Below are 20,063 nucleotides of genomic sequence, written 5' to 3'. Positions count from 1 at the left end.
TTGCAGTACACTGTGAAGGATTAGTTTGTTGCGTGTGCAACTAGATTACATTTAAACCAAGAGGGTGTTAGTGGATGAGCAGCTTAGAGGCGACCTATCAGGAGGATGCCGGGATACAGAAGAAGCGCTGGCTGATTCTGATCGTTCTTAACTTGTTTACTTTTATGTCTACACTGGACGGAAGTATTGTGAATATTGCGCTGCCGGTGCTGGTGAAGGAGCTGGCACTGCCGGTAGCCCAGGTGGAGTGGGTGACTACCGGATATCTGATGGCGATCTGTTCAGTGATTCTGTTCTTCGGGAAGCTGGGTGACATTGTTGGCAAAATCAAGATGTTCAAGCTGGGCATGGTCGTCTTCACCATCGGCTCTCTGCTCTGCGGATTAAGCCACAGCCTGCCGCTGCTCATTGCTTCCCGTGTAGTGCAGGCGGTCGGTGCTTCGATGACCATGGCGAACAGCCAGGGCATTGTTACGGATATTTTCCCGTCTACGGAACGCGGCAAGGCTCTCGGCTTGATTGGAACCTTCGTGTCCCTCGGCAGTATAGCGGGGCCCAGCTTAGGCGGAATTATCGTATCGTCGATGGGCTGGGAGTATATTTTCTGGGTGAATGTGCCGATTGGCATTCTGGCGATTGCGCTGGGCTGGAAGGTACTGCCGAAGGATCTGGTACGTGTGAAGTCAGGGATTGATGTTCCCGGTAGCCTGCTGTTTGCTGTCTTCATTGTTACTCTGTTCGCCGGACTTCTGCTCGGCCAGCAGCTGGGATACGGGGATACCCGGATCATTTCCGCTCTCTCCGCTGCGGTGATTACCTTCATCGTCTTCCTGATTGTGGAGCAGCGCAGCGCCCAGCCGCTGCTTCAGCTTACCCTGTTTAGGAATCCCTTGTTCTCACTGAGCATATTCTGTGCTTTTCTGGTGTTCGTCTCGAACTTCTGCTTCAATATCATCGCGCCGTTTTATGCGCAGAATATGCTGAACATGTCCCCTTTTGATGCAGGCTTCCTGCTGATGCTCTACCCGATCTGCATGGTGATAGTCGCTCCGTTAAGCGGGGCATTGTCGGACAAAATCGGTTCGGAGCTGCTCACCTTCGCAGGGCTGATCGTGATGGTGGTTGCCCAGTTCGGGCTGGCCCGGCTGCATGAAGGCAGTCCGGTTATGCTGGTCGGCGTCTGGATCGCCATGCTCGGCATCGGCAGCGGGATGTTCGGCTCACCGAACAACTCGCTGATTATGTCAACGGTGCCGCGAACACAGCTAGGCTCGGCAGGCAGCGTAAATTCGCTGGTCCGTAATGTGGGGATGGTCGTCGGAATTACCTTAGCGACCTCTATCCTGTTCAATGTAATGAGCAGCAAGGCCGGCTACCGGGTAACCGGGCTGGTAGAAGGACGTCCGGAGCTGTTCCTCTCGGGGATGCATGCAGTCTTCCTGACTTCTTCCGGGATCTGCCTGTTATCGGCGCTCCTGACCGGTTGGCGGCTGTTCTCCTCGAGCAGGGCCAAGAGCCTGAGCGCATAACAGGAATAAACGGGCAGGGCTGCGGAATTTCGCTGTCCTGCTTTTTTTGTGTCACAACAACCGGCTCTATCTTGTCTACAGTTATGAAGAGCAATACAACCATAATGGAGGCGACCTAATTTGAGTCTAAGAATGAATTATCGTGAGGTTAACGGCCCGGCATTCCGGGCAATGATGGCGCTGGAGCAGCATGCAGGAAGCCGCAGCAAGGATAAGGTGTTGTATGAGCTGGTTAAAATAAGGGTCTCCCAGATCAACGGCTGTGCGTTCTGTCTGGATATGCACGGCAAGGATCTGATGAAGCTGGGCAACTATGCCGATCATATTCTGCTGCTGAGTGTGTGGCGCGAAGCGCCGTTATTCAGTGCGAAGGAACGTGTGCTGCTGGAATTCGCCGAGCAGGTCACGCTGATCAGCGAAGCTGGCGTTCCGCTGGAGCTGTACCATAAGATGCTTACGCACTTTAGCGAAGAGGAACTGGTAGACTGGATTATGGCGATCAATACGATCAACAGCTGGAACCGGATTGCCATTACAACCGGGATGTTCCCGGGCTGCTTCGGTTAATGAAGCAGCCGGAATCGTAAGGAAGGGGGGAGGCATGAAGTGGACAGGGGTAAAATAACGGCTCAGGTCAAGACACCTGCAGCGGAGAATCCCGGTATGGAGGAGCTGTATCAGAGCTATAAAGGCTATGCCTTCTCCATTGCCTACCGGATGCTTGGCGTTATTGCCGATGCAGAGGATGCGGTGCAGGATATGTTCGCCGAGCTGCAGCACCGGGACCGGAGCGGCATTCAGAATATCAAAGCCTATGTGGCCAAAGGCGTGACCAACCGCTGCCTCAATATGCTGAACTCGGCACGTAGCCGCAGAGAGACTTATATCGGGGAGTGGCTGCCTGAGCCGGTAAGCGAGGGATATGACGGCCCGGAAGCAGCGGCAGAACGCAAGGATAATCTGTCGTATGCTTTTCTGGTGCTGCTGGAGCGTCTGTCTCCCACGGAACGTGCGGTATTCGTACTGCGGGAGGCCTTCGAATACGACTATGAAGCCATTGCCGGAATGGTAGGCAAGTCGGGCAGCAACTGCCGGCAGATCTTCAGCCGGGCCAAGCGTATCCTGCAGACAGAGCCGGCTTCCCGGTTACCCTCGCTCAGATATGGAGCAGTCACCGAGAATCTGCTGGTTCGCTTCACTGCCGCGTTCACCTCCTATGACGTAGGCGGCATGCTGGAGCTGCTGGGCGAGCATCCGGTACTGGTTGCTGATGGCGGTGGCCGTGAGGTGCATACGATTCTCCGGCCGATGACCGGCCGCCGGGGAGTTACTGCACTGCTGACCTCGAAGCGGGTTATGCACTATTTGCGGGAGTGGAAGCCTTCCTGCGGGATGCTGAACGGCGAGCCGGGTCTGATCTTCACCGATCAGGGAGTCGTGAAGTGCGTGCTCTGCCTGAGTACGGATTCCAGCGGGGAACGGATTCAGAGCCTGTATCTTCTGATGGACCCTGCGAAGCTGTCCCATATTATCGTACCGCCAGAGCTGCCGCAGCGCTGATGCCCGGCACAACAACCAATAAGACACGTTGCCCCCGGAGAGGGAAGGCAGCGTGTCTTATTGGTTGTTAAAGAAAATAATAAAACTCACCCATTTCCGCGATGGAAGTCTTTTGCTCCCAGTTGAAATTTAGGGATAGTTGTAGAACGTACACTTAAAAGCAGCGAATATTCACACACGCCACGTCTAAGTGTAGTCTGTACAACTAACTCTGCCTGAAAGGGTGAGTAGTAAGAAAAAACGGCCTTATACATGTACGATATACAACTAAACGCAGAATGGGTTGAAAGTCAGGAGGTTTAGATGTACAGAATGCAATTAAGCCTGCATGCTCACTTAGTTCTTGAAGCTGTGAATCGGCGCGGGAATCCGTCCGCCACGGTTGACGAAGCCCGCACAATTGAACGGGTTGACAGCCATAACTGGAGCATATCCGAGCAAGCCGCCGAATTCGACCATTTCACCGACGTCCTTCCCGATGACCGGAATGACGCGGACCGCTGTGGTCTTGTTGTTGACCATACCGATGGCGGCTTCATCGGCAATGATGCCTGCGAGGGTCTCTTTGCTGGTGCTGCCGGGAATGGCAATCATGTCCAGGCCTACCGAGCAGACACAAGTCATAGCTTCGAGCTTCTCCAGAGTCAGCGCCCCGCGCTGGACCGCCTGGATCATGCCGTGGTCTTCGCTGACCGGGATGAAGGCGCCGCTTAAGCCGCCGACATAGGAGGAGGCCATGACTCCGCCTTTTTTGACATTGTCGTTAAGGATGGCCAGTGCAGCTGTGGTGCCGGGAGCACCGGCTTCCTCCAGGCCCATCACCTGGAAGATCTCGGCGATGGAATCGCCGATCTCGGGCGTAGGGGCCAGCGACAGGTCGATGATGCCGAAGGGTACATTCAGGCGCTTGGAGGCTTCCTGGGCGACCAGCTGGCCGACACGGGTGACCTTGAAGGCTGTACGCTTGATCGTCTCACACAGGGTCTCAAAGTCCTGACCCTTCACCTCTTCCAGTGCCCGCTTGATTACACCCGGACCGCTGACGCCAACGTTAATCACACACTCCCGTTCGCCCACCCCGTGGAAGGCACCGGCCATGAACGGGTTATCCTCCACCGCATTGCAGAATACAACCAGCTTGGCACAGCCGATGGAGTCGCGGTCCTTGGTACGCTCCGCCGTCTGGAGAATGATGTCGCCCATCAGCTTCACGGCGTCCATGTTGATGCCACTCCGCGAGGAGCCGACGTTGACGGAGGAGCAGACTCTCTCGGTCACCGCCAGCGCTTCCGGAATACTGTCAATCAGAATCCGGTCGCCCTTCGTACAGCCCTTCTGCACCAGCGCGGAATACCCGCCGATGAAGTTGACGCCTACCTCCTTGGCAGCCTTGTCCAGAATCTGGGCGACAGGCACGTAGGTATCGGTATGTACAGCTCCCGCAGCAATCGAAATCGGCGTTACGGAGATCCGTTTGTTGACAATCGGCACCCCGAATTGGCGCTCCAGATCCTCGCCGGTCTTCACGAGCTTCTCGGCAGAGCGGGTAATTTTGTCATATACCTTCTGGTTGAACACCTTCATGTCGGTATGGGCGCAGTCCATCAGGCTGATGCCCATCGTAATGGTGCGGACATCCAGGTTCATTTCCCGGATCATTTTATTCGTCTCCTGAACTTCTACTATCGAGATCACTAGCCTTGCTCCTCCCTCGCCGGTTAAATCCGGTGCATAATATTGAAGATATCCTCATGCTGCAGCTTGATTTCCACACCGATGTCTTCCCCTACCTGCTGAAGCTCCTCCACAATCTCCTCGAAGGACTTGCTGGGGGCAGAGATGTCCACGATCATCATCATGTTGAAATAATCCTGCACAATCGTCTGGGAGATGTCCAGAATGTTCAGATTGTGCTCTGCGAGGTATGTACACACTTTGGCGATAATGCCTACCTTGTCTTTTCCGAGTACCGTAATAATCCCCTTCAATTGAAAAGCCTCCCGTTATCCATGGTCTGAAATCTTCGCTCATTGCCGCATTAACGGAATGAACGATTTTAATTATTATGTCAAATCAAGGATAGGTTATCAACCAAAGCTTTTGTGTCGGGCTGATCAGAGATTTGAGCTTGCATTTTCCTGAGCGTATAATAATGTTGACACTTGATGTGAAATATGATTTATTTGAGTTTTGAACGATAAGCCGGATATAAGGAGCTATTATGACAACGAGAAAATATAAAGAGCTGGTTGAAGAGCGCACGAGAGAAACTCTGCAGAAATGGTCGGAACAGTCAGCAGTCGAGGAGAAGGATATTTACCGTTTCCTGCATAATTTGAAGGGCACCTCGGGCACTGTGGGTCTCGATACCGTAGAGGCTTTCTCGGGTAATGCGCTGCTCTATTTCTCGGATGATAACCATAGAAGCTGGACGGAAGCAGAATGGGGCGATTATATCTATCCGGTGCTGGAGCTCTTTAACGAACCGGAATCGAAAGGCGCGGTGCCCCCGTTGACTCCCGGGATTGCATTATCCCACGGCATTGTCCATCAGCAGTACGAGATTCTGATCGTGGACGATGATGTGGAGCTGGTTGCTTTTTTGCGGGAATCGCTGGAGCGGGAGTCCTATTATGTCAGTATTGCGCTGTCGGCCGGACGCGGACTGAAGCTTTTTTATGAGAACAAGCCGGATTTGATTCTCCTTGATATTCTGCTGCCGGACCGCAGCGGGATTGATGTACTGAAGCAGATTATCGGCAAGGCTAAGAAAGAACGGATTCCGATCATTATGATCAGCGGAGAGCATTCGATAGAGGTTCAGAAGTATGCCTATTCGCTGGGTGTTATGGATTACATACAGAAGCCGGTGGACATCGATTTATTCCTGGTGCTGATCAAGAACCGCTTTGAGCTGAAAAAGGAGTGGCAGGAATCGATCATTGTCGACGAGCTGACCGGGGCGTTCAACCGCAAGTACTTCAACCAGACGATGAAGCAGCTGATCTCCGATTTCAGACGGACTGGCCGGACCTTCTCCCTCGCTCTGCTGGACCTGGATCTGTTCAAGCAGGTTAACGACACTTACGGGCATCTGATGGGGGACGAGGTGCTGCAGAGCTTCTCGGAGCTGGTGAAGCAGTCCATCCGCACGGAGGATACCTTCTGCCGCTATGGCGGCGAGGAATTTGCCCTGTTCATGCCGAATACGCCTGCGGAGCAGGCGCTGCTTGTGATGGAGCGGATTCAGGAGGTCTTCGCGGCCCGGGAATTCCAGGCCAAACGTGAGAGCTTCCATGTTACCTTCTCCTGCGGAGTGACCGAGGTTAACGGAGAGGTACAGGATGCCGATATATTGGTAGAGGAAGCGGATCTGGCGCTCTATGCCAGCAAGCATAACGGCAGGAACCAGAGCACCCTCTACAGCCAGGATCTGCTGCTGGGCCAGCGCGAGACGCTGCTGAATGTCATTATTGTGGATGATGATCCGCTGATCCGCAGAATGGTGACGACCCACTTCGCTGCCTGGCAGCCCGGGACTAACGCCAGAGTGAGGGTTACGAGTTACGCGGACGGCGCGCTTTTATTGAAATCGGACTGGTATGCTCCTGAAGAGAAGTATGTGATTCTGCTGGACGGCGTCATGCCGGGGCTTGACGGGCTTGAGGTGCTGGAGAAGATCCGCAGCGGCTATCCTGAGGTGAACATTCTCGTGATCATGCTGACTGGCCGCAATAACCAGCGGGACATTGTCCATGCGCTGCAGATGGGGGCGGATGATTATGTCATTAAGCCGTTCCATCTGCCGGAGCTGCTGACCCGGATTGAGCGTCTGGCCCACCGGTTTCTGTTCTAAATGCAATGCATCCCAAGCAGGGATGACTGAAAGGTGAGAGTGAGCTATGGTGCAAAAGGTACTGATTGTAGATGATGAAGAGGTTCTGCGCATGCTGATTGAGGATACCCTGGAGGATCTCGAGAATGTGGAGACCCATACTGCCGAGAATGGGGGCGAGGCGCTCGCCAGGCTGGCGGCAGAACCTTACGACCTGGTGATTCTGGATTACATGATGCCCGTCATGACTGGCATTGAAGTGCTGTGCGAGCTGGACGGGGAGCTGAAGAGCCAGACGCCGATTATGATGCTGACCGCCAAGGCACAGGAGATGGACCGTAACCGGGCCAGGGAGGCGGGAGCCCGTTATTTCATGCCCAAGCCGTTCAGCCCGATGGAGCTGCTTCAGCTCGTGGAGGATATTCTGAGTGAGAAACCTTAAGCTTAAAGACCGGAGCATCAAAACGAAATATTACCGGATTCTTCTGCTGCTGTTCGTTGCCATTATGGCCGGAGGAATCGGGCTTGTCTTCTATATCAATGCCCAGCAGGAACAGCTGGATCAGAAACGTGAAGTGCTGCAACATAAGACGGCGACGATCAACGAGCTGGCGGTGACGCTAAGCGAGGTCTTTTTCCGGGCGAGAGGTTATGTGGCTACTCAGAGTGAGAACGAGCTTGCGCTGCTGAACGCTGCGGTTAAGGGGCTTGACGGCATTCTGGAGCAGTACTCCTCCCTGAAGCTGTCGGCTGAAGAAGTCCGGTACAGAGATGACCTCAAGGTGTTCTATGAACAGTACAAGAGCCAGACCCTGCCTGAAGTGATGCTCTTAGTGAAGAATAATGATTACGAGGGAATCCGGAACTTGTCCCAAAGCGGCAGTACCCGGGCTGTGAACGAATTCCTGAGCTACACGAAGCAATTCAAAGCCAATTCGGATGCGCTGCTGAATGAGCTGAACTCCCGCTCCATCAGGCAGGCGGATACGTTCACTTTTGTTGCTTTTCTGCTTAGCACCCTGCTGCTGCTGTTCTTCACGCTGTTGATCTGGCGGATGCTCAAAGTTATCATCGATCCGATTGTGAAGCTGGAGGAAGCGACGAATTCGCTGGCGGCCGGCGAGGCGGTTATGCTCGGCAAGCTGCATAAGCAGGATGAGATCGGACGGCTCTATGAGGCCTTCCTGAATATGGCCCACAGCATCCAGGATAAAGAGGAAGAGCTGATGATGCAGAATGAAGAGCTGCATGCCCAGCAGGACGAGCTTCAGGATCAGCAGTTCAGGCTGGAGCGGTCGCTCAGTGAAATCGAGAGCATGATGAAGGCGCTGAATCAGACCTCTGCCGTCGGCATTCTGTCGAACAAAGGCGTGTTCACCTACGTGAACGATAATCTGAGCGTCTACACGGGCTACAAGAGCTCCGAGATTATCGGATACACCTACCGGCTGTTTGAGCTGCATAATATTGCAGAACTGCAGGTAGAGCAAATGATCCGCAAGCTATCGACCGGCGGCGTGTGGAGCGGAGAGACGGAGCTGGCGACCAAGGAAGGCTCGCCGCTCTGGCTGCAGCTGACAATCATGCCTTACCTGAACGATGAAGGCCAGATCTACCAGTATATCCTGATTGCGAATAACATCACCTCGATGAAGAATGTGCAGCAGGAGCTGGCGGAGACGCTGAAAAGCACGGAGCAGACATCCATGATGCTGGAGCTTAACAATCAGCTGAATCATGAGATCACCTATACGCTGGACAAGCAGGAATTTGCCGACAAGTTCAACCAATTCATGAACCGTCTGTACTCGTTCGACTCCAGTCTTTTTCTGCTGGTCAAGGATAAGATAGCCGTAGTCAAAGGGGTTCCGCCGGAGAATGTGGGGCGGTACATCGGTGAGGGCAGCAAAGAGATTCTGTACCGCCTGAGCGTGGAAAAGTCGTATATGGTGAAGCGGGTGGGCTCGGTCAGAGAGCAGGGGATCTCCGCCAATGAGGTGTATTGTTACGACTACTATACGACTGTGGTAAATGCGGAGGATGAGATTCTGGCAGTCTTCTGCGGAACACGCATCGGGCACCCGTTCACGGAGGAAGAGACCGACGAAATCCAGGGGATGATGAACCGGGTCGCCCTGGCCATTGAACGCCTGTTCATGTACGAGGAGATTGAGAATGGCCGCAAGCTGAATCAGGATATTGTGAACAATGTCAATGAGGGCATCCAGTTCGTTGGCACGGACGGCGTCATTCAGCACATCAACAAGGCACTGAGCCAATTGTTCAGCTATGAGGACTGGACGGAAGGCATGCTGATTCCCAAGGAGCGCTGGATGGAGCATTTCACCCTCCGGGTGAATGAATCGGAAGAGCTGGGTCGCTTTTACCAGAAGGCGATGTCCGAGCATACCACTGAGTCCAGTGCGATGAAGTATTCTATCGGCAAGGAAGACATGAAGCATGTGGATGCCTATGCCATACCGGTCTTCCGCCGGGAGGTCCGGGTAGGGACGCTGTTCGTCCACCGTGACATTACCCGCGAGTATGAGCTGGATCTGATGAAGTCAGAGCTGGTCAGCACCGTCAGCCATGAGCTGCGGACGCCGCTGTCGAGTGTACTGGGCTTCACGGAGCTGCTCCTGTCCAAAACCATGAAGCCGGAGAAGCAGCTGAAATATCTGGAGACGATTCATAAGGAAGCCAAGCGTCTGACGGAGCTGATTAACGACTTCCTGGACCTGCAGCGGATGGAGTCCGGCACACAGCTGTATAATGTGGAGAAGGTTAACCTTAGCGAGACGGTCCTGAGTGTCATCGATCAGTACAAGCTGAGCGGTACCCACCACATTCTTCTGGAGGACGAGGCGCTGAATCCCGAGGTTGAGGTAGACAAGGATAAGATTATCCAGGTGCTGACCAACCTGCTGAGCAATGCGATCAAGTTCTCGCCGGGCGCAGGTGAAATTAAGGTCATGCTTCATAACGAACCGGGATCGATTATGGTACGGATTCAGGACCACGGACTCGGGATTCCGAAGAATCAGATCGGGCAGCTGTTCCAGAAATTCCGCCGAGTGGACAACAGTGCCTCCAAGCGAATTGGCGGTACAGGTCTCGGGCTGGCCATCTGCAAGGAGATTATTGAGAAGCAGAAGGGAACGATCGGGATTGAATCCGTGGAGGGCGAAGGCTCGACGGTATGGTTCCGTCTTCCGGTGATGCAGGCAGAGACCGGCCACCCGGAGGAGGAACATTCTTTAAGATGGAGTGCGGGCAAGGAGCAGAAGCCGGATGTGATGATTGTGGAGGATGATTACAGCCTGTCATTGCTGCTCTCGGAGGAGCTGAAGGGCAAGGGCTTCCGGGTCACCCATCACTATCATCCGCAAAAAGCTTTTGACCAGGCTGTCAAAACGCCCTTCGTAGCGATCGTTGTCGATCTGATGCTGGGCGATGAGCTGGACGGCTGGGATCTGATCCGCATGCTCAAGAACGATCCCCGGACCGAGAAGGTGCCGATTGTCATCTCCTCGGCGCTGGATAAGGACGATAAGAGCATGATGGATAATGTGCAGAAATATCTGACCAAGCCCTATCCGCCCGGCGAGCTGTCGGGTACGCTGCAGGAGATTGTGGACATTCAACTGAAGACGGGAGAGGTGCTGTTCCCGGATAACGGTGAAGCCGGGCATGGAGCGGCGCTTGGTGAGGGTTAGAGTGAGTATCGAGTAAGTGCTGAGTATCTGCTTAGTAGGTACATGGGTAGTGCAATAATATGATCGATTATAATTATAGCGGAACAAGTCTCTTTCTGGGGCTTGTTTTTTTGTGTATTTGGGGATTCTCCCGGGTGGGGGAAGGGGACGATGGGGAGCGAAAGGGCGAATGAATGGAGGGGGCCAAATGTATGCTAAAAACCGACTACATTGGGCTTGGCGGAGGCGTGCGGGCCGAATGTAATCGAAAAACCGACTACATTGGGCGTGACGGAAGCGTGTGGGCTGAATGTAATCGAAAAACCGACTACATTGGGCTTGGCGGAGGCGTGCGGTGCAAATGTAATCGAAAAACCGACTACATTGGGCTTGGCGGAGGCGTGCGGTGCAAATGTAATCGAAAAACCGACTACATTGGGCGTGACGGAAGCGTGTGGGCCGAATGTAATCGAAAAACCGACTACATTGTATGTGAAAAACAGCAGACATTGTGCTCCAAACTGGGCAGCGGCCGGAGGGCCAAATGTTCACCGCAGCGACGACCAAGCTTTGAGTTCTAGTCTTAAGTATCCCAGCAATACTTGCTTTAGAGTAGGCTCTAAGGGTTATAGTGAATATGAAGCAGCCAATCTAGCAGGAGTGAAAGGGAGGAATTGCGATGAAGTACAGTTATTTGGGTAAATCGGGGTTAAAGGTCAGCCAGTTGTGTCTGGGGACGATGAATTTCGGACCGGAGACGGAGGAGAAGGAAGCCTTCAGGATTATGGATGCGGCCCTCGATGCGGGCATTAATTTCTTCGATACGGCGAATGTGTACGGCGGCCAGGACCGGCGGGGCTGGACAGAGGAAATTATCGGCCGCTGGTTTCAGCAGGGCGGCGGACGGCGTGAGAAGGTAGTGCTGGCCACCAAGGTCTACAATGACATGTTCGACGAGCAGGACGGTCCCAATTCCGGCTCAGGCTTGTCTGCCTACAAGATTAGACGGCATTTTGAAGGATCGCTGCGGCGCCTGCAGACCGATCATATTGAACTATATCAGATGCATCATATCGACCGGAACGTATCGTGGGACGAGCTGTGGGGCGCATTCGAGATCCTGGTGTCCCAGGGTAAAGCCGATTATATCGGCTCCAGCAACTTCGCAGGCTGGCATATCGCTGCTGCCCAGGCGAAGGCCAAGGAGCGCCATTTCCTAGGCCTTGTCTCCGAGCAGCATCTCTATAACCTGCTGGAACGGGCGCCGGAGCTGGAAGTGCTGCCTGCCTCACAGGAGCTGGGCCTGGGTGTCATTCCGTGGAGTCCGCTTGCCGGAGGCCTGCTGGGACGCAATGCGCTCACGAAGACCGGGGTGCGCAGCGCCCGTTCGGCCAAGCTGGAGCAGCACCGCAGCCAGCTGGAGCAGTTCTCCGCGCTCTGCAAGGAGCTGGGCGAGCATGAGGATCAGGTCGCTCTGGCCTGGGTACTGGCGAATCCGGCTGTGACCGCACCGATTATCGGGCCGCGTACGATCCAGCAGTTCGAGGACTCCCTGCGGGTGACCGAGATTACGCTGGATGAGGCCACACTGAAGAAGCTGGACGAGATCTTCCCGGGACCGGGCAAACCAGCACCGGAAGCCTACGCCTGGTAAACAGAGCTTTGAACCTTGTACATCTCGAAGCGGAATACCCTACGCAATGATCTAACGAATAACAGCCGGACTGTCCCTGACGGGATAGTCCGGCTATATTTTTGTAAGTATCCAGATGAATATGGTAGACTGATTCTGTGACAAACAGTGACCTTGACCACGGCCTTGACTATGACTATGACCCTGATCATGAGTTGAACAACTAGAGAAGATAGGGGAACTGCCGATGCTTTTTTATCTGATAGCTGTCTTCGTCCTGATGCTAGATCAGGCGACCAAGTGGATAGTGCGTACCCATATGGAGCTTGGGGAGATGCTTCCTTCCTGGACGCCGCATTTGCGGTTTGTATACTATGAGAACAGCGGTGCAGCCTTCAGCTCCTTTCAGGGATTCGGGAAGTATTTTGCTATTGTTGCCGTGATTTTTGTAGCAGCAATCTTCTATTACCGGCGTCAGGGTAAAATCCGCGGCCCTCTGCTCGAAGCAGCCAGCGGCTTCCTGGTCGGCGGGGCTGTCGGCAATGCCATTGACCGGGCACTTTATCACCAGGTTACAGATTTCCTGGTCTTCGGGAATCATGGCGGGATTATGAATCTGGCCGATCTGGCGATCAATGCCGGAGGCCTTCTGATTCTGCTCTACCTGCTTGTGGACCATTTCCGGCACAGAGCAACCCGCAGACTATTATAAATGGCAGGCAAAGACATCTCCGGTCTATCATTTTATCTAATGCAACTTATCATAATTAGTAATGAACCCGGCTAAATCAGAGCATTTTACTATGATTTAGCCGGGTTTTGTGCATTTTATGCAAGTATTTACCTTTTAAAGAATATGATGCCTGTTATATGATTCGTTGATCGTTTGCCGGTATTGTGTTAGCCTGAGTTCATGATATTAAGAGGAAAGAAGATTGCACGCTAAGGAGAGGTCGATATTGTTGCAACTACAAGTTACAAACAGTCCTTTTAATGAGAACCAGGCAGAGCTGCTGAATCAGCTTCTGCCCACGCTGACACCTTCACAGCAGGTATGGTTAAGCGGGTACTTATCTGCCCTGTCGCTGCAGGGTAGCCAGGGATCAAGCGTCCATGCAGGTTCCCCCGCTGCTCCAGCAGTAGTAGCAGAGCCGGCAACTGCCGCTTCGCAGCAAGCGTCGCGTGAAGTGACCGTATTGTTCGGCTCCCAGACCGGCAACTGCCAGCGGCTCGCCGTGAGCCTCTCCCGCAAGCTGGAGGAGCAGGGCTTCAAGGTCACGGTGTCCGCGATGAACAGCTTCAAGCCGAATGGACTGAAGAAGACAGAGAACCTGCTGCTGCTGGTCAGCACCCATGGCGAAGGGGAACCGCCGGATAATGCCCGTGCCTTCCATGAATTCCTCTACAGCAAAAGAGCGCCGCAGCTTCCAGGCTTGCGCTTCTCGGTACTCGCGCTGGGCGATACCTCCTATGAATTCTTCTGCCAGACAGGCAAAGACTTCGATCAGAAGCTGGAAGAGCTGGGCGCACAGCGGTTAAGCCCGCGTGTAGATTGCGACCTCGATTATGATGAGCCGGTGGCCGAGTGGTTCGGCCAGGTCATCAGCGCTCTTAACGGCGCGCAGAATGCTGCAGGAATTGCGGATGCAGCGGTTCAGGCTGCTGAGAGCGCAGAGTCGCTGGAATCCGCCTATTCACGAAATCATCCTTTCCATGCCGAAGTACTGGAGAATCTGAATCTGAACGGCCGCGGCTCAGACCGCGAGACCCGCCATCTGGAGCTGTCGCTAGCCGGATCGAATATTACCTTTGAGCCGGGGGATTCTCTTGGCGTCTATCCCGAGAATCATCCGCAGCTGGTAGAAGATATCATTGCCGCTATGGGCTGGGATGCGAATGAACGAGTTCCGCTGAACAAGAAGGGGGAAGAAGGCACGCTACAGGAGGCGCTACTGCGGCATTACGAAATTACGGTGCTGACAAAGCCCCTCCTGGAACAGGCTGCCGGGCTTACCTCCGCACCTGCCCTTAAGGAACTGCTGACCCCCGGGCGGCAGCAGGAGCTGAAGGAGTATATCCAGGGCCGGGATCTGCTGGATCTTATTCAGGACTATGGACCCTGGAATGCTCCTGCCAGCATCTTCGTGACCATCCTGCGCAAGCTTCCGGCCCGCTTGTATTCCATTGCCAGCAGCTACAATGCCAACCCGGATGAAGTACACTTCACGGTGCGGGCTGTGCGTTATGAGTCACATGGGCGTGAGCGTTACGGTGTCTGTTCGGTACACTGTGCTGAGCGTGTACAGCCGGGTGCCACCTTGCCGGTATATATCCAGAACAATCCGAACTTCAAGCTGCCCGCTGATTCCAGTGTACCGGTAATTATGATCGGTCCGGGTACGGGCGTTGCCCCGTTCCGTTCCTTTCTGGAGGAGCGTGAAGAGCAGGGGGCTGAGGGTCCAAGCTGGCTGTTCTATGGAGACCGTCATTTCGTTACAGACTTCCTCTACCAGACGGACTGGCAGCGGATGCTGAAGGACGGTGTCCTCAGCAGGCTGGATGTGGCCTTCTCCCGCGACACAGAGGAGAAGGTGTACGTACAGCACCGTATTCTGGAGCAGAGTAAGGAACTGTACCGCTGGCTGCAGGAAGGAGCGCATGTATACGTGTGCGGCGATGAGAAGCATATGGCCCATGATGTGCATTCGGCACTGATTACAGTGATCCAGGAAGAGGGCGGACTAAGCCCGGAAGCGGCTGCCGCCTATCTGGAGACCCTTCAGCAGGAGCAGCGTTACCAGCGGGATGTCTATTAAGCGGGATTCAAGCGAAAGAGGAGAGAATCAGCAATGGCAAACAATGAACCAGCGGTGAAGCCGATTGGCGGACCACCGAGTGATGTTGAACATATCAAGCTGGAGAGCAATTATCTGCGCGGGGCGCTTGTCGAGACCCTCAGCAATCCGATTACAGGAGGGCTGCCGGAGGATGACAACCGGCTGCTGAAATTCCACGGCAGCTACATGCAGGATGACCGCGATCTGCGCAGTGAGCGGGAACGCTCCAAGCTGGAGCCGGCTTTCCAGTTCATGCTGCGGATAGTAGCGCCCGGCGGTGTGGCGTCTGCGGCACAGTGGCTTGTCATGGATGAGCTGGCCCATAAGTACGGCAATGGGACACTGCGCCTGACGACGCGGCAGGCTTTTCAGATGCATGGGGTGCTCAAGTGGAATCTCAAGAAGACGATCCGAACGATCAACGACACCCTGATGACCACACTTGCGGCCTGCGGTGACGTAAATCGTAATGTGATGAGTGGTCCGAACCCGTATCAGTCGGAGGTTCATGCCGAGGTTCAAGAGTGGGCCAACAAAATCAGCGATCATCTTGCCCCGCGTACCCGCGCGTATCATGAGATCTGGCTGGACGGGGAAAAAGTCGTGGACAGCAAGGTGGTTGAGCCGATCTACGGCCCGGTCTACCTGCCCCGCAAATTCAAAATTGGCCTGGCGGTGCCTCCATCCAATGATGTAGATGTATTCTCCCAGGATCTGGGCTTCATCGCCATTCTGGAGGACGGCAAGCTGGCCGGCTTCAATGTCTCGGTTGGCGGCGGCATGGGAATGACGCACGGCGATATGAATACGTATCCCCAATTGGGCCGGATCATCGGCTTCTGCCGTCCGGAGCAGATGATTGATCTGGCGGAGAAAACGGTTACGATCCAGCGGGATTACGGCAATCGTTCGGTTCGCAAGAACGCCCGCTTCAAGTACACGATCGACCGGCACGGGCTGGAGTGGTTCAAGGGAGAGCTGCACGAACGGCTGGGCTGGACGCTGGAGCCGGCGCGCGACTATCATTTCGATCATAATGGCGACCGGTATGGCTGGGTAAAGGGGATGGACGGCAAATGGAACCTGACGCTCTATATCCAGAGCGGACGGATTCAGGATCAGGAGGGCTACCCGCTGATGACCGGCCTGCGTGAGATCGCCAAGATTCACAGCGGAGACTTCCGGCTGACCCCGAACCAGAATCTGATTATCGGCGGTGTGACCCAGGCGAAGAAGCGCAAGATTACAGAGCTTGCCAAGCAATACGGTCTGACGGACGGTGCCCATCATTCTGCACTGCGCAGAAGTGCGTTGTCCTGTGTAGCCTTGCCGACCTGCGGGCTGGCTATGGCGGAGGCGGAGCGTTATTTGCCGCACCTGCTCGATAAGCTGGAGGTTATCATAGATGAAGCCGGGCTGCGCAATGAAGAGATTATCATCCGTATGACCGGCTGCCCTAACGGCTGTGCCAGACCGGCGCTCGGCGAGATTGCTTTTATCGGCAAAGGTCCGGGCAGGTATAATATGTACCTGGGTGCTGGCTTTACCGGAGACCGGCTGAACAAGCTGTACAAGGAGAACATTGACGAGCGGGAGATACTGGACACCCTCGGGCCGATTATTCATGGTTATGCCAGAGAGCGCCTTGCCGGTGAGCACTTCGGCGATTATGTGATCCGCAGCGGATATGTCAAGGCCGTTACTTCGGGGCTCAATTTCCACGACTAACGGCTGATGCCTGGCGGTCTGCATATGCCGTAGTTAACAATAACTTGTACAGATTAGCCATCACGTGAATGCAAATCAAGAGCCTGTTTTCTGGTGTTTTTGCGGGAGACAGGTTTATTTTGTTTGTTTATTTGGATTTTCGGCGGTTTTCTTTCATAATATAGAGTAGCAATACACCATTATAACCAAGAGCCATTATATATAGTGAGTAATGGATTCTGTACAGAAGAGGCGAATTGAATGATCATTATGAAATCGATGGAAGAGATTGAGAAGATGCGGGCAGCCGGCAAAATCCTGGCGGAATGCCACCGGCAGATTGCCGGGTTGATCAAGCCGGGAATTACGACCTGGGAGATCGACCAGTTTGCCGAGAAGTTCATCCTCTCCCAAGGAGCAACCCCGGAGCAAAAAGGCTATCACGGGTACCCGTATGCCACCTGTGCATCTGTGAATGATGTCATCTGTCATGGCTTCCCGAAGCATGAGGAGCTGAAGGATGGAGATATTGTAACGATTGACATGGTAGTCAACCTGAATGGCTGGCTGGCGGATTCGGCTTGGTCCTACGGAGTGGGTACAATTAGCGAGCAGGCGGAGAAGCTGCTGGCGACGACCAAGGAATCTCTATTCAAAGGTATCGAGCAAGCTGTAGCCGGCAACCGCATAGGCGACGTAGCGCATGCTATCCAGGTCTATGCCGAATCTAACGGTTATTCCGTCGTCCGGGACTTTATCGGTCACGGGATTGGCTCGGAGATGCACGAAGCGCCTGAAGTGCCTCATTACGGCCCGGCCGGCAAAGGCCCGCGCATTAAGGAAGGCATGGTGTTCACCATTGAGCCCATGCTCAACACGGGCAGCTACCGGACCAAGGTGGATGCAGACGGATGGACTGCACGCACTATTGACGGAGGCCTGTCAGCCCAGTATGAGCATACACTGGCGGTAACTCCGCAGGGGACGATTATTCTGACAGAGCTATAGAAGAATTAAGGGGTTAAAGACCCGCATCACGCAGCAAAGGCAGGGCCGTCCATGGAGGACAGTCCTGCCTTTGCTGCAGCTTCACCTGAGTTAATCGGTAATATTGCGTGTGTAATACTCGATGATATCCTTGCGGCGGATGATGCCGAGGAAGATTCCGCTGTCGTCCACTACCGGAACGAAGTTCTGGTCTGCTGCCAGGGTCAGCATATCCTCCATCTGCGCGTGGATCTCGACGCTCTCGTTATGCACATGACGCTGAATGGTGCCGACGGTCACCTCGTTCATATTCGCGAAGCTCAGACCGTCGGTATTCTTCAGCTTCCATAGCAGATCGCCCTCCGACAAGGTCCCAACATATTTACCGGCATCGTCAATAATCGGAATGGCCGAATAATAATGATTCTCCAGCTGTTCCAGCGCTTCCCGCATGGAGATCGAGGAGGTGATGTACGCAACCTGATCCTTGGGCAGCAAAAATGAGGATATTTCCATAGGTTAGTCTCCTTTACAGTAGGATGAAATACATAAGGTTATTACAATTAAAACATAGAACAGGATGTAAGCGCATTAAAAATCAGGTTACAACTTTGAGATGTTGCGGTTACGCTGCGGATATGAGGCCACAGAAAAAAGGATATGCCGTCCTTCCAGGGGAAGAACTGTCATATCCTAAGCGCTTTTGTGAATAGGAAACTACCTAAGGGAGTTAGCCGTTCTGGCCGTTGTCGTGGCTAAGCTGCCATTGGATGCCGAATTTGTCCATCAGGTTCCCGTAGGCCTTGCTCCAGAAGGTCTCCTGCAGCTCCATGTGTACAGTGCCGCCTTCTTTGAGTTTATTGAACCAGAGACGAATCTTCTCTTCATCGGTATCCGTCACCGTTAGGCTGATATTATTCCCTTCCGTGAACGGCATGCCGGGGAATACGTCAGAGAACATGACCGGGCTGCCGGCAATCATCAGATTGGTGTGCATGACGAGGTGTTTGGCTTCTTCCGGAACAGGATGGGATGGATCTGGCAGAGCCTCGCCGAAGGTCATGATATGCGGAGGTTCGGTCCCGAACACTTCAGCGTAATATTCTACAGCCTTTCGGGTATTGCCATTGAAATTCAGGTACACATTGATTGCCACAGCTGTCGCTCCTCTTGTGTTAAATTAAGGCAAGGACGATACGGTCCCATTGTATCATGTGCCTGTGCATTCACAAATATTCGGGGCAGGCTGTGCCATCATCGCCCTGGAGAAGCCGGAGGATTCTTGTGGACTCTGTTTAGGATATGATCTACCCAAGCATAACAACGGTCCAGATCTTGTGCGGAGATAAGGTCTGAGCGGTGCTCGAACATGATTTTCGCTTCGCTGTTCTCCTCACGGATAATGCCCAGATAGTCTTCGATCGGGGCCCAGCCCTCCCCAGTGCTTAACTCCGGCAGGACCGGATAATGGCCGTGCTGGATGGTTTCGTTAATCTGAACATTCGACAGATGGATCAATGCCGCATATTTGGTGTATTTTCTCAAAAGGGCACGGGCATCGAAATTAGGGTCAAGCTTATCCTGCTGATACAATCGGCCGGTATCCAGACACAGCTTAATGTCGGGATATGTAATCAATAGCTGTTCCAGAAAATCATGCTGGTAGACGTAACTGTTCAGTCCGTCGAACTCCAGAATGGGCTGGAACCTGTACTCCCGGCCCTTCCGGCTAAGCCATTCAAAGAGATATTTACTGTGCTGTATCAGTTCATTCAGAGAAAGGTCAACCTCATGGATATATTCCCTCCGGTCAGCAAATCGCCAAGTACTCCAGTCCACCCGTGAATCTAAGATGACTGGCTTCGGATAATGAAATAATACGTAGTCCGGGCGTAACTTCACCATATAATCCAGCTCTTCCTGAATCTGCCGGAACGCTTCAGAACGCTCATAATCATCCGGTGAGAGAAACAGGGCATCTCTTAGTCTGGCAGGATTGGCGCGGAGCGGATAATGGACTCCTGTGTGGAATCTGTGCTTTTGTGCTGCTTCAATCAGCGTCTGACAATCTTCATCGGAGGGGAAAGAACAAGCCTCGATTCCATAGAATTCGGCTTTGAAATCCTTGTGGAACTTGCCGTAATCAAATCCTCCATATTGGCCTATCATAAATCGCTGCATCCATACACCCCGCATATAATTACATGAAGTACATAACATTATTACAATTAAAACATAGAACAGGATGTAAGCGTATCAGGAATCAGGTTACAAATTTGA

17 protein-coding genes are annotated in these 20,063 nt (G+C 53.6%); 12 read left to right on the top strand and 5 right to left on the bottom strand.

Going from position 1 to position 20,063, the window contains the following annotated elements; all coding sequences use genetic code 11:
* The first annotated feature begins 74 nt into the window (after positions 1-74).
* The 3 genes from MKY12_RS18725 (at position 75) to MKY12_RS18715 (ending at position 3,089) form a co-directional block, all read left to right on the top strand.
* Positions 75-1,529, top strand: coding sequence for an MFS transporter (locus tag MKY12_RS18725; RefSeq protein WP_339310299.1), 1,455 nt, complete (start codon positions 75-77; stop codon positions 1,527-1,529).
* A 120-nt stretch (positions 1,530-1,649) separates the two neighbouring features.
* Complete coding sequence (locus MKY12_RS18720) at positions 1,650-2,096, top strand: carboxymuconolactone decarboxylase family protein (RefSeq protein WP_036733003.1); 447 nt, start codon at positions 1,650-1,652, stop codon at positions 2,094-2,096.
* 96 nt (positions 2,097-2,192) lie between these two features.
* A complete protein-coding gene (locus MKY12_RS18715; RefSeq protein WP_339314904.1) occupies positions 2,193-3,089 on the top strand; it encodes a sigma-70 family RNA polymerase sigma factor in 897 nt (298 codons plus the stop codon).
* 336 nt (positions 3,090-3,425) lie between these two features.
* Here the strand turns inward: MKY12_RS18715 and MKY12_RS18710 are convergent, their stop codons facing one another.
* On the bottom strand, positions 3,426-4,781 hold the full coding sequence (locus MKY12_RS18710) for a PFL family protein (RefSeq protein WP_235192092.1): 1,356 nt from the start codon (positions 4,779-4,781) through the stop codon (positions 3,426-3,428).
* Positions 4,782-4,807: 26 nt separating this feature from the next.
* Complete coding sequence (locus MKY12_RS18705) at positions 4,808-5,077, bottom strand: ACT domain-containing protein (RefSeq protein ID WP_036700808.1); 270 nt, start codon at positions 5,075-5,077, stop codon at positions 4,808-4,810.
* A gap of 233 nt (positions 5,078-5,310) precedes the next feature.
* On the opposite strand from MKY12_RS18705, the gene MKY12_RS18700 reads away from it, so the two are divergent.
* The 9 genes from MKY12_RS18700 (at position 5,311) to map (ending at position 17,804) form a co-directional block, all read left to right on the top strand.
* Positions 5,311-6,945 (top strand): diguanylate cyclase, encoded by a 1,635-nt coding sequence (locus MKY12_RS18700; RefSeq protein ID WP_339249229.1) that lies wholly within the window; start codon positions 5,311-5,313, stop codon positions 6,943-6,945.
* A 49-nt stretch (positions 6,946-6,994) separates the two neighbouring features.
* Positions 6,995-7,366, top strand: coding sequence for a response regulator (locus tag MKY12_RS18695; protein WP_339257528.1), 372 nt, complete (start codon positions 6,995-6,997; stop codon positions 7,364-7,366).
* Positions 7,353-10,640, top strand: coding sequence for an ATP-binding protein (locus MKY12_RS18690; RefSeq protein ID WP_339310298.1), 3,288 nt, complete (start codon positions 7,353-7,355; stop codon positions 10,638-10,640). Before MKY12_RS18695 ends, MKY12_RS18690 begins: the two co-directional genes overlap by 14 nt.
* A 210-nt stretch (positions 10,641-10,850) precedes the next feature.
* Positions 10,851-11,321: a hypothetical protein gene (locus MKY12_RS18685; RefSeq protein WP_339310296.1), complete on the top strand. Its 471-nt coding sequence runs from the start codon at positions 10,851-10,853 to the stop codon at positions 11,319-11,321.
* Positions 11,299-12,273 carry an aldo/keto reductase gene (locus MKY12_RS18680; protein ID WP_339310295.1) on the top strand — a complete coding sequence of 325 codons (975 nt, stop codon included), beginning with the start codon at positions 11,299-11,301 and terminating at the stop codon, positions 12,271-12,273. Before MKY12_RS18685 ends, MKY12_RS18680 begins: the two co-directional genes overlap by 23 nt.
* Before the next feature lie 226 nt (positions 12,274-12,499).
* On the top strand, positions 12,500-12,964 hold the full coding sequence (gene lspA / locus MKY12_RS18675; RefSeq protein WP_339249226.1) for a signal peptidase II: 465 nt from the start codon (positions 12,500-12,502) through the stop codon (positions 12,962-12,964).
* Between the two features lie 250 nt (positions 12,965-13,214).
* On the top strand, positions 13,215-15,068 hold the full coding sequence (locus MKY12_RS18670) for an assimilatory sulfite reductase (NADPH) flavoprotein subunit (protein ID WP_339257526.1): 1,854 nt from the start codon (positions 13,215-13,217) through the stop codon (positions 15,066-15,068).
* Positions 15,069-15,101: 33 nt separating this feature from the next.
* Positions 15,102-16,817: an assimilatory sulfite reductase (NADPH) hemoprotein subunit gene (cysI, locus tag MKY12_RS18665; RefSeq protein ID WP_339249225.1), complete on the top strand. Its 1,716-nt coding sequence runs from the start codon at positions 15,102-15,104 to the stop codon at positions 16,815-16,817.
* 240 nt (positions 16,818-17,057) lie between these two features.
* Positions 17,058-17,804, top strand: a complete 747-nt coding sequence (gene map / locus MKY12_RS18660; protein WP_036733023.1) for a type I methionyl aminopeptidase — start codon at positions 17,058-17,060, stop codon at positions 17,802-17,804.
* A gap of 90 nt (positions 17,805-17,894) precedes the next feature.
* Here map and MKY12_RS18655 read toward each other — a convergent pair whose 3' ends face one another.
* The 3 genes from MKY12_RS18655 to MKY12_RS18645 form a co-directional block, all read right to left on the bottom strand.
* Complete coding sequence (locus MKY12_RS18655) at positions 17,895-18,299, bottom strand: CBS domain-containing protein (RefSeq protein WP_036733033.1); 405 nt, start codon at positions 18,297-18,299, stop codon at positions 17,895-17,897.
* Between the two features lie 214 nt (positions 18,300-18,513).
* Positions 18,514-18,939 (bottom strand): VOC family protein, encoded by a 426-nt coding sequence (locus MKY12_RS18650; RefSeq protein ID WP_339249224.1) that lies wholly within the window; start codon positions 18,937-18,939, stop codon positions 18,514-18,516.
* A 98-nt stretch (positions 18,940-19,037) separates the two neighbouring features.
* Entirely contained in the window at positions 19,038-19,952 is a 915-nt protein-coding gene (locus MKY12_RS18645) for a TIM barrel protein (RefSeq protein WP_339310293.1), read from the bottom strand.
* Positions 19,953-20,063: the final 111 nt, after the last annotated feature.

The organism is Paenibacillus sp. FSL M7-0896 (assembly GCF_037975415.1).
In the GTDB taxonomy this organism is placed as follows: Bacteria; Bacillota; Bacilli; order Paenibacillales; family Paenibacillaceae; genus Paenibacillus_AQ; species Paenibacillus_AQ silagei.
This window is presented reverse-complemented; position numbering and strand designations above follow the sequence as displayed.

Coding starts and splice junctions, on each gene's coding strand:
- MKY12_RS18725 (WP_339310299.1), top strand. CDS start 75: ATGAGCAGCTTAGAGGCGACCTATCAGGAGGATGCCGGGATACAGAAG.
- MKY12_RS18715 (WP_339314904.1), top strand. CDS start 2,193: ATGGAGGAGCTGTATCAGAGCTATAAAGGCTATGCCTTCTCCATTGCC.
- MKY12_RS18700 (WP_339249229.1), top strand. CDS start 5,311: ATGACAACGAGAAAATATAAAGAGCTGGTTGAAGAGCGCACGAGAGAA.
- MKY12_RS18680 (WP_339310295.1), top strand. CDS start 11,299: ATGAAGTACAGTTATTTGGGTAAATCGGGGTTAAAGGTCAGCCAGTTG.
- lspA (WP_339249226.1), top strand. CDS start 12,500: ATGCTTTTTTATCTGATAGCTGTCTTCGTCCTGATGCTAGATCAGGCG.
- cysI (WP_339249225.1), top strand. CDS start 15,102: ATGGCAAACAATGAACCAGCGGTGAAGCCGATTGGCGGACCACCGAGT.
- map (WP_036733023.1), top strand. CDS start 17,058: ATGATCATTATGAAATCGATGGAAGAGATTGAGAAGATGCGGGCAGCC.
- MKY12_RS18655 (WP_036733033.1), bottom strand. CDS start 18,299: ATGGAAATATCCTCATTTTTGCTGCCCAAGGATCAGGTTGCGTACATC.
- MKY12_RS18645 (WP_339310293.1), bottom strand. CDS start 19,952: ATGATAGGCCAATATGGAGGATTTGATTACGGCAAGTTCCACAAGGAT.